This is a genomic window from Aquimarina algiphila (assembly GCF_947494415.1).
Taxonomy (GTDB): Bacteria; Bacteroidota; Bacteroidia; order Flavobacteriales; family Flavobacteriaceae; genus Aquimarina; species Aquimarina algiphila.
Genome location: NZ_CANLVC010000002.1, coordinates 346,232 through 364,229, shown reverse-complemented (window position 1 = coordinate 364,229; position 17,998 = coordinate 346,232). Strand labels below are relative to the sequence as shown.

Below are 17,998 nucleotides of genomic sequence, written 5' to 3'. Positions count from 1 at the left end.
TAATATTCATATAATACAAAAGGTTCTCATCTATCGAGAACTTTTTTTATGCATTTCTAAATTTTTTAGGGTAACAATTATAACTACAAATACATTAAACCCGAAATCAAATTTTTAACAATTTAAAATAAATAGAAAATGAAAAACAGTACACTACTTTATATTCTAATTCTTTGTTGTTTACATACAACCTTTGCCCAAGTGTATCCTGGAAACTTGACTATAGATGAACAATCAGATATTGATTTATTTGACTATACCTCTGTTGATGGGGATTTAGTTATCCAGGAAAAATCTCCAGGAGCAATTGTAGACCTAAACGACCTTTTAATGCTAACATCAATTAAAGGAAACCTTAAAATTATATCAAACGAGACATTATCAAATTTGGATGGACTTTCTAATCTCTCAAATATTGGATTTGGATCTATCACAATTTCAAACAATACGGTATTAAATAATATTGATGGTTTATCTAAAATCACTGAAATAACAGAAAGACTTGTCATTGAAAATAATGCTATGCTAGATAACCTTAACGGACTATCTAATGTTACCCGTTTAGATGGGTTTGAAGGTTTTTCTTTACGAGTAAAAAGAAACCCAAAGTTATCCAATGCATGCGGTATAATACCCATTATAACCTATGATCCTAGCTATGTGCAGGTATATCCATCAATTAATAGTAATTCGGCTAATACCAGTTCTGTACAGGATATTATTGCTAATTGTAATACTTGTAAGATCTATGAAGGTAATTTAATACTTACTTCTCAAGCCCAGGTCGATACTTTTGACTATTGTGAAATAACCGGAAATCTAACGATCCAGGAAGATGTAGCAGGAGATATTACAGACTTATCAAGTTTAGCTACACTAGAAACTTTGGGAGGAGGACTTTATATTAAAAGCAATACTAGTATCACTAATCTGGATGCTTTTCATAACCTTAAAATGATTAATGGTTCTCTTGAATTATCAAAAAATGCAATTTTGGCAAATATTGATGGATTATCTGGTTTAGAAATAATTAATGGCAATTTGGTGATTTCTATTAATAAAAAAATAACTTCTTTAAGAGCATTCAACACGTTAACAACTTTAAATGGGAATTTAAATCTACTTGCAAATGAAGGGTTAACCGATTTAGATGGTTTTGTGAATCTAAAACAAATAGGAGGTTTTCTAGAGATTAAAGGACATAGAAGTATGGTGAGTTTTACAGGACTTAGTAATTTAACTACCATCGGTACAGATATACGAATTATAGGTAATGATTTGTCAAATTTAGATGGTTTAACTAAGCTTAATGAAATAAAAGGTAATCTAGAATTGACTAACAATTTTAAGTTAAGCGATATCCATGTGTTTGCTAATATCCTTTCAATTAAAGAATTAAGAATTAAAAATAACAACCTAAGCGATTTCAGTGGTTTTTCTGGATTAAAAGATGTAAGAGCACTAGTTTTAAATAATTGTGATATAACAAATTTCAACGATTTGTCTAATTTAACTTCTCTTGCTAACAGGTTGGTATTGTACAATAATAAAAACTTAGAAAATATTTCAGGAATTTCTAATGCTATAGGTAAGAATATAATTCAGCTTGAAATAGGAGGTAATCCAAATTTAAGATCTCTTTCAGGATTAGAAAATCTAGAAAGAATTGATGGTCTTATTTCAATTTTTAATAATTCCCAATTAGCAGATGTAGATGGATTACAGAATACCAAAACTGTTACCAAAACTTTAAAAATAACAAATAATAGAAGTTTAGAAAATGCTTGTGGAGTTGTACACCTATTAAAAACCGTTAATGCTGTTGGAGGAGGTATAACAATAGAAAATAATGCAGCACAGACTAGTACTGTAAATTCTATATTAGTAGCCTGTTACAAAACTTTTGTAGGAGATATCATGCTAACTTCACAAGCAGAAGTAGATGACTTTGATTATGAAATTGTTAAAGGTAGAATTACCATAGCAGAATCAATAGCTGGTAATATTACTAATCTAGATGCATTGAAAACCCTTAAAAAAGTAGGAAGTATACATATCATAAATAATATAGGATTGCAGAGTTTTTCGGGTATTGGAGAGTTGCAAAAGTTTACTAATCCGGGAAAAGAAGTTTTTGTTCTAGATAGTAATACCAGTATATCAGTAGAAGATACATATTTTATTGCACACTACTTTTTATGTCGAGGGATACTACGTCCGTTGATTGGATTTTCTAAAAGTTCTGGAAATAGATCTGAAGCACAAGCAAAGTCAAATTCAGAATCAGAAGTATTACGGTTTCCACAAGTAAAAGTAAGGTTTAATGTATCAGATCAATTCATGATAATTAGAGAAGCTCCTTCGGGATTTATATGTAAGGAAGGTCCCGGAAATCCATTTTCTAATGAAGAAGGAGAAGAAGGAGGAGACTCAAAATTTATTGACGTGATTGGCAAAAATACGGATAATGAGATCATCTTATATCCTACGATTATAGAGGGAAATAGTATAACACTTTCTGGTGTAAAAAATAATTTTAAGTATACAATATATAGCGCTACTGCAGTACTAGTTCACAGTGAAAATGTAAAATCAGACACAGAAGAAAAAACAATTGTGTTTGATAAACAGTTAACCACGGGAATGTATTTTTTAAGAATAGAACAAGAAGGAGGTAAGAATAATACCTTACGATTTATAGTCAAATGATCTAGTATTCAAAAAAAGCATTGGTTAAAAAAGAGCTCTCTGATCAGGGAGCTCTTTTTATAAAATAAATTTATTTAATTATCCGTTTTTCGTCATATCAGCCTATCGGTGTCATGCTGAATTTATTTCAGCATCTCACTTTGTTAATAATCAAACTCTTATTTATAAGATCCTGAAATAAATTCAGGGTGACAACTGTGCTATGGACAGATAAATGAAGCAAATAAAAAGGAGTAAACAGTGCAAAACCAATTTATGACGATTTAAAACAACGTTTTTCTAGAAAGTAAAGGAAGACTATACTATTCATTAACTAATTAACCCGAATGGTTCTTTATAGAAGCTTTTGGGTTTCTTTTTGAACATAATAGACTAGGTTTTGAGTCTTTTTGATTCAATTTTTTAACTACTCGTTTTTTTATCCAAAAAAAACATACAACAAGGAGGGTAACATTTTCTTTGCTTAATACATTAAACTGACTTAAACATATTAAAAACATAAAATAATGAAAAACAATAAATTAAGTTACTTAAGTTTTTTATCCCTTTTGATCTTGATGTTAACTATAGGATGTTCTAAAGATGATGACTTTGTTGGAAAAGAAGTTGCATCAGAACCTCAAAATGATTTAGTATTAAAATCTATAATGAGTTGGGGTTTTCCGAGGGATATAATCGTAGATAAAGGCGCCTATTATCTAGTAGATGATGATATAGTTTTTTATAAAAATCAAGAATATGCTTCCAAACAAACCGCTAGTGCTAAACAAAGAAGACATCAGAACCTTTTGATTATTAATGATATTAATATTTATATACATCCAGGAATGAATTCAGACTGGCAAAATGCTAGTATTGATGCTATTTACCGATGGAACTCTATTAATTCTGGACTTAATCTAAAAATAACAAACTCAATTACCAAGGCTCATATTGAAATTATATATGATTCACAGGATCCAAATGTTAATTTGGGTTCAAATACTTTTGGACGAGGTTCATGGCCAACGGTAAATGGATTACCAGGCAAGAAAATTTGGGTTAATCCCGATTTTGATTCTAATCAATATTGTAATAAATCAATTACTCAAAACATGAGAATTTCTAATGTACAACATGAAATAGGGCATAATTTAGGAATTACTCATACAAATTCATCTTTCGGGATTTCAATTCCAGGAACGCCAAATACAGATTCTCAATCTGTAATGAATGGAGGAGCAGCATGTACGATTGATAATTTCAGTTTGGGCGATATTAAAGCGATTACTTATTTATTTCCACAACCAGGGTTACTAGAAATGAAAAGTTGGGCACATCGGCAAGGAGGTTTTTGGGATAATCAAATATGGCTGACAGGAGATTTTAATGGAGACGGGAAAGACGATTTTGCTAAAGTTTTTGATGATAACGGTTTAGCCAGTATGGATGTTCATGTTTCTAATGGAAGCAGTTTTTCAATTTATAGATGGGCAACTCAACAGGGTGGAATATACGGAAATGAAAAATGGGTGACTGGAGACTTCAATGGAGATGGAAAAGACGATATAGCCAAAGCTTTTCCTGATAATAACTACTTAGCATATTTTGATGTACATATTTCAAACGGGAGTAGCTTCTCATTAGAGCATTGGGGAGCCAAACAAGGAGGAATGTATGGAAATGAAACATGGTTGTCTGGAGATTTTAATGGTGACGGAAAAGATGATTTTGCAAAGGTTTTTCAAGATGGAAATCGAGCTAGCTTTGATGTTCATGTTTCGAATGGAACTAGCTTTGTAATACAAAGGTGGGCAACACAACAAGGAGGAATGTACGGAAACGAGAAATGGGTCACTGGAGATTTTAATGGTGATGGAAAAGATGATTTTGCCAAAGCTTTTCCTGATGGTAACTCTTTAGCATATTTTGATGTTCATGTTTCAAACGGGAACAGTTTCTCTTTGGAACATTGGGGAGCTAAACAAGGAGGAATGTATGGAAATGAAATATGGATGTCAGGTGATTTTGACGGAGATGGGAAAGATGATTTTGCTAAAGTTTTCCAAGATGATAGTCGTGCTAGTTTTGATGTTCATATTTCAAATGGAAGTAATTTTTCTATGCAACGATGGGAAACCCGACAAGGAGGAATGTATGGAAATGAAAATTGGAATACAGGCGATTTTAATGGAGATGGTTATGATGATTTCATAAAATCATTTAATAATGCTGGTTCTGCTAATATCGATGTTCATTTAAAAAGATAGAATCAAAATATTCTTGAAATAATGCAATAATAGAGAAAGAACAAGGGGTAACATTTTGAATAGTTAATACATTAAAGGTTCATCATGCATATAAAGACATAATTCCCAAGTGTCTATAAATCAATTTGGGTTTCTTAAATCATTAAATGTATAGTTATGTTACAAAACATTTTAAAATTAAAGGGAGTTGCATCATTAAAAAAACAATCTCAAAAGTCAATATTGGGAGGGCATGCTAATCCTGATTCATGTCTTCGTACATGTCGAACAACGAGTGATTGTAGAAATGAGGCTCCAGGTGGAGTATGTATAGACGGGTATTGTCTTACTTAAAAACACCTGAATTTAAATCCAGATAGCTCGGATTTACCTTTTTAATCCGAGCTTACCTTAAGAATAATAAAAAATACGGTACATATAAAATAAGTATAAACATTATGAAAAAAAATAATCAAAAAAGGATATCAAAAAACTTATCACTTAACAAGTTTTCTATAGCCAGGTTAAACCAAATGAATACAATAAAGGGCGGTGCATTTACTAAAAAAAATACAACACCATTATTTATTGGAAAAGAAGGAACACATGAAATGATAGAAAGTATTGGTGATCCAAGTTCTGACTTTTTTCTAACAAATGGTTAGGCATTTGAAAAATAGAATAGACATAAATCCCAAGTGTCTATAAATTAATTTGGGTTTCATTAATACTTAAACGTTTAGTTATGTTACACAACATTTTAAAATTAGAAGGAGTTTCAAAACTCAACAAAAATCAATTGGTACACCTCAAAGGATCTGGAATTCCACCTACCAATGAAGAAGAATGTGATCATTGTAGAGGAGACTGGAATGGATTTTTCTGCGCATTACCCTTTGATGCTCCGCCACAATGTAGTTATGGGAGCAATGTTGATTTGACTTGGAGAGATTAACACCAGATCATTCAGATTTGCAATCTGAGATTTTTTCAAAAACAAAAAACAGTTATAGGTACCAACTTGTAGCTGTTTTTTTATGCATTCTATAAAAATTGAGGTAACATTTTAAGAGGTCAATACATTAAAAACTCATCGCATATCAAAAGACATATATCCTGAGTGTCTATAAAAGTTCAGGTTTTCATAAATATTTAATTTTTTAATTATGTTACAAAACATTTTAAATCTAGAAGGGGTGAAAACTCTGGAAAGATCAGAAAAAGGAACAATTAACGGTGGTTTTAACGGCATACCACAAGGGTGTGAAACATGCCCGGGAAGTTGTAGGCCAAATCCTTGTCAGCCAGAGTCTTTTGTTTGTTATTCACCAACAGATCCAACGTTGATATGTCTAGAACCATAGTAGATCAGATATGTTATAAACATATCTGATACTTAGGAGCTAATCTACTTGGGGATTAATCTCACTTTTAAGATCCAAGTGGGTTATTTCTAAACTAGCCAGAACTAGTCTCTTGTTGTAAATTTTTAATTCTAGAAGTATATAAGTAGAAGACAATGATTTTTTTTTCAGGATGTGGTAACATTTTAATGAGTTAAGACATTAACATGTAATAAAAGCTTATAGCTAAAGATATTTAATAATAAACGGTTGATATCAATTGTATTAAGATCAAAAGCCTGAAAATTCTAAATAATTCATAACGAGGTAGGCATCTAGAATTAAAACATAGAAAACTTTCGGGCTTTTATAAAAAATATCTAATGATTACTTCTAAACTCAAAATGATCAATAAAGTATAGTGTTTTATCACTTTTAGTTTTTAGGATTTCTTTCACACTATAATTGTATACCTTTAAGGCATTATTTTTTAAGACTACTATAATGCAAAATCAAACGTTTATAAAACTAGTTATATTTTTTGGTGTTTTACCTATGTTGCTCGCTTCTTGCGCTCAGGATACAACCCAAGCAGATTTAAAATCATCCCTTACCTTATATGCCTCTTTTGATAAAGGTGTACAGGCAGATTTTGCACTAGGAGATGATAACCTTTATACCGTTCCCTCGCGTAAAGCTCGTGATTCTGCACAAGTAGGTTTACATAAACCAGATATTAGTATTGCAAAAGATAAAGGACGTTATGGTGATGGACTTTTGTTTACAGAAAGAAGTCGTGGGAATATATACTACCCAAGTGCAAAAAATATTGCGTATAACACAAGTGATTGGAGTGGTGCTATTTCATTTTGGCTAAGTTTAGATCCAGCCACAGATTTAAAACCAGGATATTGCGATCCTATACAAATTACAGATGTAAGTTATAATGATGCTTCGATTTGGGTAGATTTTACTAAAGAAAACCCCAGAGATTTTAGATTAGGTGTGATTGGGGATAGAGATGTATGGAATCCAACTCCTAATGGACCTGATAACGAAAATCCAATTTTTATAAAGCAATTAGAACCAGTAGTGAAAAATCCACCGTTCAGAAAAGGTGAATGGACTCATATCCTGATCAATTTTTCTAACCTTAATACAGAAAATGGTCAAGCTTCTCTTTATATGAATGGTGAATTAAAAGGAACTAGAAAAAACATTTCAGATCCATTTACATGGGAACTGGATAAATCTAATATCTATTTAGGTTTAGGGTATATCGGACTAATGGATGAATTATCTATTTTTAATAGAAACTTAAGTGATAAGGAGATTTCAACACTGTATACATTAGAAAACGGAGTGCAATCTCTTTTTGAATAGTAACTATTTCATGGAGGTAGAATAATTATTGATATAGTAAGCACTATTTTCTTACTTCTTTGACTCCTCAGGATAGTTCATTTTAATAATTTTTCCTGGATTACCAACTACGACTGCGTAATCTGGAATGTCTCGTATAACTACTGTTCCTGCTCCAATGATGCACCATTTGCCAATCTTAATTTTTGGTACAACGACTGCTCCGGCACCGATATGAGACCCTTCACCCACATGAACGAGTCCGCAGAGGGTGGTGTTGGGCGAAATATGAACAAAATCCTCAATTACATTATCGTGATCTACACTTGCCAATGTATTTATAATTACGTGCTTTCCAATAGTAGTATTGGGTTGGATTACAGCTCCGGCATAAACAACAGTGCCTTTTCCTATTTTTATATCTGGATCTATAATGGCGGATGAATGTATCGCTGTTGCAAATTCACTTTGTAAAAATTTAGCAATCTCAGATCGCTGAAAATTATCTCCAATAGCGATAATAAAAGGATCTCCTTCTTGAGAAAAGTCTTTATCTATTTCTAAAATTGATATATGTTTAAACTTGGGATGACAACCAGAAGGATTGTCATCAAATATTTCTGTAACAGCAACCCTGTTTTGCTTTAAAACTGAATGTATGATTTGAGCATGTCCTCCAGCACCATATAATCTTACCGTATTGATCTCTTCCATTTTGGCGCCATTTTATAGTATGTAATGTTATAGTGTCTAACTCTTTAGTGTTGTTTTGATAGGTCAAAAGTATCCAACCTCCCTTTTTGAAAGTATGATATTTGTCAGTTTTGATGAAGAGAATATAAGTACACTAAAAATATTTTTTCCTCAGTCTCAAAAAACGGGACGGGTCTGCCTTAGTATTGCAAGGTAAAACTATATGTTCATTCAAATGATTTTAAAAAGCACTGAATAGTTGGGGAGATACCCGTACTCCTAAGTAGTACGAAAACGAAACCCAGTATAGGTTTATAAGCAATATCATTAAACAAAAAATTCAATCCATTATGATTAGAAAACACTTGCTATGTGTCATAGGCATGCTTTATGCCTTCACTTTTGGCCAGGAATTACCACAGTTATCACCACCAACACCAGAGGTTGCTGCTATTGGGAAATATACCGACATCCCTGTAGGTTTAAATACAGGAACTCCTAATATTTCAATTCCTTTGATGAGTTTATCCGAGTTTGGGATAGAAGTTCCCGTATCGGTAAATTATCATGCTTCTGGTATTAAGGTTAACGAAATTGCTTCACGTATAGGTATAGGCTGGAGTCTTGCTGCAGGAGGGATGATTACCAGACAAGTAAGAGGTATCCCAGATGATGAAAAAGAAGGGTTTTTGAATACTACTAATACTGTAGATGCTTTCTTTAATTTAACTCCACAACAACAAGCACTGGCTTTTGATGATGCAGTACGCAGTAAAACTCAGGATTATGAGTCTGATTTATATTATTTTAATTTTCCGGGAGGGAGCGGCAAATTCTTTTTTGATCAACAAGGCGAAATTTATAGCCACCCTAAAAATGATCACCAGATTAGAAAAATTACAGGTCAGGTAAATAATATTACGACCATTTTGGGTTGGGAAGTAATTACTCCTCAAGGAATGACCTATACTTTTGGGATTATTCCTGGATCTTCAGAGTTAGTGACAGAAGTTAAACGCAATCTGATTTATGGAGAAAACTCACAACTTCCGTCAGGATTTACTTTTCATACTTCTGGATGGTATTTAACTCAGATTAGAGATTATAAAGGGAATAGTGTTCGTTTTAACTATTCCAAAGGGACTACAGATGTAGTATATTATAGTCTTTTGGATCAAAAAAAATATCTTCCATCAATTGTACCGGGAGCAAATGGGAACTGTAATGTCCCAGATGTATCTACTTCACTTTCTGAAGATCGTTATCTACCAACGTACCTTACCACTATAGAAGGAACACAAGGGAGTATTCAGTTTAATTACGATACTTCACGTAATGATCTTAAGAATGATAAAGCCTTAACCGCGGTTACGCTTAAAGATGCTAATGATAATGTTATTGATAGTTACCGTTTTGAACATGGATATTTTACTACTGCTCCTTGGGAGAGGTTAGGAACATATGGTGATTTAGATCAACGTACTAAGAAATTATACCTTAAAAAAATCAAACAACAAAAAGGGAGTGTAATTAATAAAGAACACAGTTTCAGTTATTATGAGGATCATGCTTTTCCAGAGCGATTATCATTTAACAAAGATTTTTGGGATTATTCTAATGGAGCTGATAACGATGTTTTATATCCTGGAGCAGTGTATACCAATGGGTATGGAAATCCGGTTGATGTTAATGGAGCAGATCGTGCAGTCAATTCCGATTTTGCTCAGACCCTATTATTAAAGGAAATCGTATACCCCACTAAAGGAAGTACAGAATTTGTTTATGAATCCAATACAGTAACTGGAGGGAAAGCATTTTTTGCAGGAAATACACTAAAATCTGTAATCATTACTGGTTCACAAATAACGACTTCTCCAGATTCTAGTGAAGTGTTAAGTTCTTCTTTCACATTGCCAGAAAAAACGTTGATCTATTACAGAAGTACTGCTGTTGCCGCTTGTGATAATAATCTTGGTTCTAATGATTGTCCAACGCTATGGCTTGCCGATGCTAGCGGGAATACTTTAAGAACTTTTAGAGGAAACAGTAGTGATGCGCAACCTTTTGAATTAGAAGCAGGGACGTATACAGTTAATGCTCAAAACGGACTAATTCCTACTAGTCTGGAGAATGGAATTCCTCGATATGATAATACGGCTAGTCTATATTTCTATAAAAAAGAGGTTGTGGATAATAATGGTAGTAGTACCTCTATAGCTTTTACAGGAGGACTTCGTATCAAGGAGATGAGATTTAAAGATACCAATGGTTCACTTATAAATACTAAAAAATACGAGTATAGACAGTTTGCACATCCTGAGTTATCTAGTGGTTTTGCGTCTAATCCTCCTTCTTTCATATATCTAAGAGCTCCTTTTTTTGATGGGAGTTTAAATTGCACATTTAATATTATCCAATCCAACAGTCTCTTTCCTCAAAACGGATTGAGCTCGTATCATGTGGGATATACGAATGTGACTGAATTTAATACAGATAATTCACAAGGGAAAACGGAGTATACCTATAGATTTATTCCGGATGATCATAGGTATAGCGAAAACAATCAATTTCTCCCAGGAGAAGGATACCCTTTTGCTCCAGCAAAAGATTATTCTCACCAAAGAGGTCTGTTATTAGGAACAAAAGTATATAAGTTCAATCCATCGAGTCAGAATTTCTCTATCGTAGAAGAACTGAGCAATATCTATACTCGAAAAGGGGAGTTTTTGTCAGGGAATATTGCGATGGGATATATCGGTAGTGCTAGCCCTGAATATACAATGTACAATAACTTTAGTGATCGATACCTGATGACAGGAACCGAAAAAACAAGTTATTACCCATCTGGAAATGTAAAGATAACAACACAATACACCTTTGATCAAGGATATCAGGGAAGAACATTTCCAACAACTACAACTACAACAGATAGTAATGGGGATAGTGTCGAAACAAAAACTTATTATCCTGATGATGTGTCTTCTGCAGATGCATTGGGGAGTCCATTAACTGCTACAGAATATAGTGCAATTTCTAATCTGAAAAAGAGTGTGTACTATCGTATTACAGAACCTATTCAGCAGGAAACCCGTATCAATAATGTATTAGCAACAAAACAACTTACCAAGTACCAGATTTTTGGAAGCATCACTCTACCTAAGAGCGTACAAGTGGCTAAGGGGAGTCGAGATTTAGAAAATCGTATTGAATATTTGAATTACGATAGTCAAGGTAATCCTTTAGAGGTTACACAAACCGATGGTAGCCATACCATCTATATCTGGGGGTATAATGACCGGTATCCAATTGCCAAGATTGATCATGCCAGTTATATCGATATGCCTGCTGCAGTACATACCTTGATTACTCAATTAAAAACCAATACAAATCAGGAAACCACGCCAACGCAAGAAGCAACGATTCGTGGGTTAATTGATGACTTGAGGTCACATACATATTTTGTCAATGCACAGATTACTTCTTTTACCTATGACCCATTAATTGGAGTGACTAGTGTGACCGACCCAAGAGGGTATACGATGACATATCATTATGACATATTTAATCGCCTGGAGCATGTAAAAGATGATACTGGAAAATTGATTTCTGAAAACAAATATGGGTATAAGAACTAATGAGGACTAAGACAATGAAAAATATAATAAAAAACTATATAGTACTTATCATTGTAATGATGGGTACAGCAAGTGCTTTTTCACAATTTGGTGGAGGAAGTGGTACTGGATTATTATACCTGGATGGTGATAATGATGGATATGGAAGGTCGGATACATTTATTTTTGATGACGGACAAAATCACCCAGGATATGCAAGTAAAAAAGGAGATTGTAATGATTTTGACGAATTTATATTCCCTGGAGCACCAGAGTTATGTGATGGTAAAGATAATGATTGTGATGGTAGTGTAGATGAATCTCCAAAACCACCAATCCCTTCGACTGTATCAGTAAACAATAATTGTGGGAATAGTGTTCTTACAAGAGGTAATCCTCCAAGTGGCATTACATGGTTTTGGCAAACTAGTGCTTCAGGTACAAATACAGGAAGATCTGGAGTATCGATCACATTAACAAGTGGTAGTGTTCATTATTTACGAGGAAAAAACAATAGTACAGGATGTTGGGGCACAGCCAGAAGTGTTGGTTATAATATTATAGCAGCACCAAGTTTTCCTTCAGCTCCATCAATTACTAAAAATTGTGGAAATACAGTTATCACTAGAGGCACTCCTCCAAGTGGTAATACCTGGTATTGGCAAAGTAGTGATTCGGGAACCAGTACAGCAAATTCAGCTCAATCGATTACCCGTACTAGTGGGAGTGTATATTTCCTTCGTGCTAGACATAATACTACAGGATGCTGGAGTAATGGTAGAAGTATTCTTTATAGTATTAATACTATACCCGCTGTTCCCACTGCTAGTGTTGTGAATAATTGTGGTAGTAGTGTACTTACCAAGGGTAGTGCTCCAAGTGGTATTACATGGTATTGGCAGAGTAGTGCTACAGGTACGAGTACTTCTAATGCAAGTGCTTCAATTACCCGTACTAGTGGCAGTGTATATTACCTAAGAGCCAGAAACAATAGCACAGGATGTTGGAGTTCAGCTAAGAGTGTTGGCTATAGTATTAAGGCTATACCTTCTGTTCCTACTGCTAGTGTTGTAAATAACTGTGGTAACAGTGTGCTTACCAAAGGTACTGCTCCAAGTGGAGTGACATGGTATTGGCAGAGCAGCCCTTCGGGTACGAGTACTTCTAATGCAAATACTTCGATTACTCGTATTAGTGGCAGTGTATATTACCTAAGAGCCAGAAATAATAGTTCTCTATGTTGGAGTGTTTCAAAAACAGTAAACTATAGTATTAAAGTAGTGCCTGGACAACCAACTGCACCAACTGTATCTAATAATTGTGGTAGTAGTGTGCTTACCAAAGGTAGTGCTCCTAGCGGAGTAACATGGTATTGGCAAAGTAGTGCTTCAGGCACGAGTACTTCGAACTCTAGTACTTCAATTACTCGTACTAGTGGTAATGCATACTATCTAAGAGCCAGAAACAATAGTTCTTTATGTTGGGGAACGGTAAGGAAAGTTAATTATTATATCAAGGCAGTTCCAGCACAACCAACTGCGCCAACTGTATCTAATAACTGTGGTAGTAGTGTACTTACCAAAGGTACTGCTCCTAGTGGAGTGACATGGTATTGGCAGAGTAGTGCTTCGGGTACGAGTACTTCTAATGCAAGTGCTTCGATTACTCGTACTAGTGGCAGTGTATATTATTTAAGAGCCAGAAACAATAGCACAGAATGTTGGAGTTCGGCTAAGAGTGTTGGCTATAGTATTAATGCTATACCTTCTGTTCCTACTGCTGGTGTAGTCAATAATTGTGGTAGCAGTGTGCTTACCAAAGGTAATGCTCCAAGTGGTATCACATGGTATTGGCAAAGTAGTGCTACAGGTACGAGTACTTCTAATGCAAGTACTTCGATTACCCGTACCAGTGGCAGTGTATATTACTTAAGAGCCAGAAACAATAGCACAGGATGTTGGAGTTCATCTAATAGTGTTGGGTATAGTATTAAGGCTATACCTGCTGTTCCTACTGCTAGTGTAGTTAATAATTGTGGTAGTAGTGTACTTACCAAAGGTAGTGCTCCAAGTGGTATCACTTGGTATTGGCAAAGTAGTGCTTCAGGTACGAGTACTTCTAATGCAAGTGCTTCAATTACCCGTACCAGTGGCAGTGTATATTACCTAAGAGCCAGAAACAATAGTACAGGATGTTGGAGTTCGTCTAAGAGTGTTGGCTATAGTATTAATACTATTCCTGCTGTCCCTACTGCTAGTGTAGTTAATAATTGTGGTAGTAGTGTACTTACCAAAGGTAGTGCTCCTAGCGGAGTAACATGGTATTGGCAAAGTAGTGCTTCAGGCACGAGTACTTCGAACTCTAGTACTTCAATTACCCGTACTAGTGGCAGTGTATACTACCTAAGAGCCAGAAACAATAGTTCTCTATGCTGGAGTGCGGCGAGAACAGTAAATTATAGTATTCAACCTATCCCAATATGGTATGCAGATATTGATGGTGATGGATTTGGTGACCCCAATGACACCTTAACGCAATGTATTGCTCCAGCAGGATATGTCACCAATGCCAATGATCAGTGTCCAGAAGTGCCAGGAGAAAATAGTGGATGTGCAGGTACTCCTTATCAGGAGATTACTATTAGTAATGAGAATTATGTCTTTACCAGAGTATATCAAAATGAGATGGAATCGATGACAGGGGTTACTACTAATAGAGATGTGATCGAGAACATAACTTATTTTGACGGATTAGGACGACCAAAGCAACAAGTAGGAATCAAAGCTTCACCAACAGCAAAGGATATTGTTACCCATATCGGATATGATGTCTATGGCAGACAGGCAAAACAACATTTACCTTTTGAAAGAGCAACCAATACAACTACTCCTTTGGGGAGTTATGGAACTGTAAATGTAAATACGACTATTAATAGTTATTACCAAAATACCTATGGCGATGACTTTACAGGAATGGCTTTGGCAGATGTTAACGCGTATTCTGAAAGTATTTTTGAACCTTCACCTTTAAATAGAGTAGCAGAACAAGGTGCTCCGGGGAAGGATTGGAAAGCAAACCCAACAAATAATGATGATCATACGATCAAGTTTGACTGGGATACTAATATTGTTGATGAGGTAGTACGTTTTAAGGTTACTTTTTCTGGTGGAAATACAGGGAAACCACAATTGGTAAAAGATGGATTTTATGTTGCTGGGGAATTATATGTTACGATAATCAAAGATGAAAACTGGCAACCTAATCAAACGCATCCTAAGGATCATACAAGCAAAGAATACAAGGACAAAAGAGGGAGAGTGGTTTTAAAACAAACGTTTAATGAAGGAATCCCTCATGATACGTATTATGTATATGATCAATTCGACAATCTAACCTATGTGATTCCACCAAAGGTGACTACCAATGATCCAGTATATAATATCGAGCTTTCTGAGTTGTGTTACCAATACAAATATGATCATAGAAATCGCCTGGTAGAAAAGAAAATCCCAGGCAAGGGATGGGAGTATATCATATACGATAAACTTGATCAACCGATATTAACTCAAGATGCTAATCAAAAGGCTAAAGGAGAATGGTTGTTTACCAAATATGATGCCTTAGGAAGAGTAGCATATACTGGTAAGTACAAGAGTACACGTAATAGAGGAACTTTACTCCTGGCAATGAGCGGAGTGAGTACGTTTTGGGAAACAAGAGAACCAGCTACTACTTTAGGAGGAACTACAGTGTATTATAGCAATGTAGCGTTCCCAACTGCAGATCTAGAAATACTAACAGTTAACTATTATGATAATTATAGTTTTGATATCAATGGGCTATCGAATCCGGGAACGGTCTACGGAGTAGGCACCACAGATCGTACCCGATCGCTAGCTACGGGTGGTAAAGTACGCGTGTTAGGAATTAATGATTGGATCACTACCGTTACTTATTATGATGACAAAGCAAGACCCATTTATGTTGCAAGTAAAAATGACTATCTCAATACTACCGATATCATAGAAAGCAAGTTGGATTTTGTAGGTAGAGTAGAAGAAACCAAAACTACGCATACTAAAGGTACTAATGCGGCTATCGTAACAGTAGACAAATTTACTTATGATCATACGGGGCGACTATTAAAACAAACCCAAAAGATCAATACGCAAGCAGAAGAAGTTATTGCAGAAAATAATTATGATGCATTAGGACAATTAACGAGTAAAAAAGTAGGTGGCACTTCGACTACACTCAATGCAAGTAGGTTGCAAGAAGTAAACTATCAATACAATGTGAGAGGATGGTTAACCTCAATTAATGAAGGGACTACGAGTAATGGAGATTTATTTGGATTTAGTATCGGTTATAATCAAGGAAACAACCCTTTATATAATGGAAATATTAGTAGAACCGAATGGGAAACTCAAAATGACAATAAAAAACGACATTATAACTATAGTTATGACGCATTAAATAGAATACAATCGGCAGGATATAATACAGAACTATTAGATGAACCAGGATGGTTTAATGTTACTAATATTTCCTATGATAAAAATGGAAATTTATTGACCTTGAATAGAGCTAAAAAAGGAAGTCAAGTAGCTGGAGCGGCTATGGATTACCTTACCTATAACTATGATCATGGTAATAAATTATTGAAGGTAAAAGATCAATGGAGTGGAGCTGGTGGATTTGAAGATGGTACGAATACCAACAATGATTTCACTTATGATGTTAATGGTAATATGATTAGTGATCAAAATAAAGGAATTACTAGTATAACCTACAATCATTTAAATTTACCAGAAACAGTTTCTATATCCAATAGTGAAGGAACAGGAGATATTACTTATATTTATGATGCCACTGGTACTAAGTTGAAGAAAATTGCACCAAGTGGAAGTTCTTTAATAGAAACTGAATATGCTGGGAATTATATTTATAAGAATAACGTATTGCAATATATGAGTACTCCTGAAGGATATGCAACTCCTACTGTCACCCCGAGCGGAGTCGAGGGGTATCGATATGTCTACCAATACAAAGATCACCTTGATAATGTTCGTTTAAGTTATACCAAAAATGATGTAGGAAATCTAGAAATTATAGAAGAGAACAATTATTATCCCTTTGGCCTTACTCATAAAGGATATAACAATACAATATCTTCTTTAGGGAACTCTACTGCACAATTATTGAAGTTTGGTGGGAAAGAAGAACAGAATGAACTTGGTTTGGGCTGGATTGATATTACTGCGCGTAATTATGATCCCACATTAGGGAGATGGATGAACTTAGATCCAATGGCAGAAAAATATTATGGTTATTCCTCTTATAACTATACAATTAACAATCCTGTTAAGTATGTTGATCCTGATGGGATGGATGTAATCCTTCTTATTTGGACAACTAACAATGAAAGATGGGGCCATGCTGCAATAGCTGTGACAAATTATGAAAAAGATGATGATGGAAATTATAAAAAAGATGTGGATGGAAATTATATCCCAGATGGTACTTTTACATTTTATAATTTATGGCCAGATGATAATTTTAATCCAATCACAGATAGTGTAGATCGTGATAGAAAACCTGATTATTTTATGGGAGCTGATGCAGACAATGGAATGGTTAAAGAGTTAAGAGAGTTATTGTATGATGATCCAACAAGAGGAGCTGAAGATTGGAAAGCTCCTGATGGCGCAATTCTTTTAAGAACTTCATTTGACAAAGATCAAGAGGTGAAATCAACTATGGAGTCTTTTATTGAAGAAAAACAGAAATACAATAATATTAGATTTAATTGTACGGATTATTGCATACAAGGTATTGAAACAGCTAGTGATAGTTATATAGACGCAGAGGAGCCTGTAACCCTTTCTTACGATGCAAGTACTCCCAATAGATTATTTAGAGAGACTAAAAAAATGAAAAGTACATATATTTTAAAAGATCCTGGAGAAGCTGTAAATAAAGATTTTAATTCTGCAAAGTTTTCTGGTGGAGGTAGTAAAAAGAAAAAAAGCTAAAAATGAATAAAACG

General features: G+C 34.5%; 10 protein-coding genes. 9 read left to right on the top strand and 1 reads right to left on the bottom strand.

Features of this window, described 5'->3' with window-relative positions; translation table 11 throughout:
* The first annotated feature begins 138 nt into the window (after positions 1 to 138).
* The 7 genes from PQF96_RS04040 to PQF96_RS04010 all read left to right on the top strand — a co-directional run bounded on the left by PQF96_RS04040 (position 139) and on the right by PQF96_RS04010 (position 7,663).
* On the top strand, positions 139 to 2,709 hold the full coding sequence (locus PQF96_RS04040) for a leucine-rich repeat domain-containing protein (protein WP_271765167.1): 2,571 nt from the start codon (positions 139 to 141) through the stop codon (positions 2,707 to 2,709).
* A 506-nt stretch (positions 2,710 to 3,215) separates the two neighbouring features.
* Positions 3,216 to 4,958 (top strand): reprolysin-like metallopeptidase, encoded by a 1,743-nt coding sequence (locus PQF96_RS04035; RefSeq protein WP_271765166.1) that lies wholly within the window; start codon positions 3,216 to 3,218, stop codon positions 4,956 to 4,958.
* A 156-nt stretch (positions 4,959 to 5,114) separates the two neighbouring features.
* A complete protein-coding gene (locus PQF96_RS04030) occupies positions 5,115 to 5,291 on the top strand; it encodes a hypothetical protein (protein ID WP_271765165.1) in 177 nt (58 codons plus the stop codon).
* Between the two features lie 179 nt (positions 5,292 to 5,470).
* A complete protein-coding gene (locus tag PQF96_RS04025) occupies positions 5,471 to 5,602 on the top strand; it encodes a hypothetical protein (protein WP_271765164.1) in 132 nt (43 codons plus the stop codon).
* 80 nt (positions 5,603 to 5,682) lie between these two features.
* Positions 5,683 to 5,892 carry a hypothetical protein gene (locus PQF96_RS04020; RefSeq protein ID WP_271765163.1) on the top strand — a complete coding sequence of 70 codons (210 nt, stop codon included), beginning with the start codon at positions 5,683 to 5,685 and terminating at the stop codon, positions 5,890 to 5,892.
* Positions 5,893 to 6,103: 211 nt separating this feature from the next.
* Entirely contained in the window at positions 6,104 to 6,301 is a 198-nt protein-coding gene (locus tag PQF96_RS04015; protein ID WP_271765162.1) for a hypothetical protein, read from the top strand.
* A gap of 483 nt (positions 6,302 to 6,784) precedes the next feature.
* On the top strand, positions 6,785 to 7,663 hold the full coding sequence (locus PQF96_RS04010; protein WP_271765161.1) for a LamG-like jellyroll fold domain-containing protein: 879 nt from the start codon (positions 6,785 to 6,787) through the stop codon (positions 7,661 to 7,663).
* A gap of 51 nt (positions 7,664 to 7,714) precedes the next feature.
* Here the strand turns inward: PQF96_RS04010 and PQF96_RS04005 are convergent, their stop codons facing one another.
* The gene (locus tag PQF96_RS04005) at positions 7,715 to 8,356 is read right to left on the bottom strand and encodes an acetyltransferase (RefSeq protein ID WP_109438904.1); all 642 of its coding nucleotides are present in this window, start codon (positions 8,354 to 8,356) and stop codon (positions 7,715 to 7,717) included.
* 329 nt (positions 8,357 to 8,685) lie between these two features.
* On the opposite strand from PQF96_RS04005, the gene PQF96_RS04000 reads away from it, so the two are divergent.
* Positions 8,686 to 11,970 (top strand): RHS repeat domain-containing protein, encoded by a 3,285-nt coding sequence (locus tag PQF96_RS04000; protein ID WP_271765160.1) that lies wholly within the window; start codon positions 8,686 to 8,688, stop codon positions 11,968 to 11,970.
* Positions 11,971 to 11,984: 14 nt separating this feature from the next.
* Positions 11,985 to 17,984, top strand: a complete 6,000-nt coding sequence (locus tag PQF96_RS03995; protein WP_271765159.1) for a DUF6443 domain-containing protein — start codon at positions 11,985 to 11,987, stop codon at positions 17,982 to 17,984.
* Positions 17,985 to 17,998: the final 14 nt, after the last annotated feature.

What these genes read in the sequence shown, in the direction of transcription:
- PQF96_RS04040 (WP_271765167.1), top strand. Translation starts at nt 139, where the DNA reads ATGAAAAACAGTACACTACTTTATATTCTAATTCTTTGTTGTTTACAT.
- PQF96_RS04035 (WP_271765166.1), top strand. Translation starts at nt 3,216, where the DNA reads ATGAAAAACAATAAATTAAGTTACTTAAGTTTTTTATCCCTTTTGATC.
- PQF96_RS04030 (WP_271765165.1), top strand. Translation starts at nt 5,115, where the DNA reads ATGTTACAAAACATTTTAAAATTAAAGGGAGTTGCATCATTAAAAAAA.
- PQF96_RS04025 (WP_271765164.1), top strand. Translation starts at nt 5,471, where the DNA reads ATGAATACAATAAAGGGCGGTGCATTTACTAAAAAAAATACAACACCA.
- PQF96_RS04020 (WP_271765163.1), top strand. Translation starts at nt 5,683, where the DNA reads ATGTTACACAACATTTTAAAATTAGAAGGAGTTTCAAAACTCAACAAA.
- PQF96_RS04015 (WP_271765162.1), top strand. Translation starts at nt 6,104, where the DNA reads ATGTTACAAAACATTTTAAATCTAGAAGGGGTGAAAACTCTGGAAAGA.
- PQF96_RS04010 (WP_271765161.1), top strand. Translation starts at nt 6,785, where the DNA reads ATGCAAAATCAAACGTTTATAAAACTAGTTATATTTTTTGGTGTTTTA.
- PQF96_RS04005 (WP_109438904.1), bottom strand. Translation starts at nt 8,356, where the DNA reads ATGGAAGAGATCAATACGGTAAGATTATATGGTGCTGGAGGACATGCT.
- PQF96_RS04000 (WP_271765160.1), top strand. Translation starts at nt 8,686, where the DNA reads ATGATTAGAAAACACTTGCTATGTGTCATAGGCATGCTTTATGCCTTC.
- PQF96_RS03995 (WP_271765159.1), top strand. Translation starts at nt 11,985, where the DNA reads ATGAAAAATATAATAAAAAACTATATAGTACTTATCATTGTAATGATG.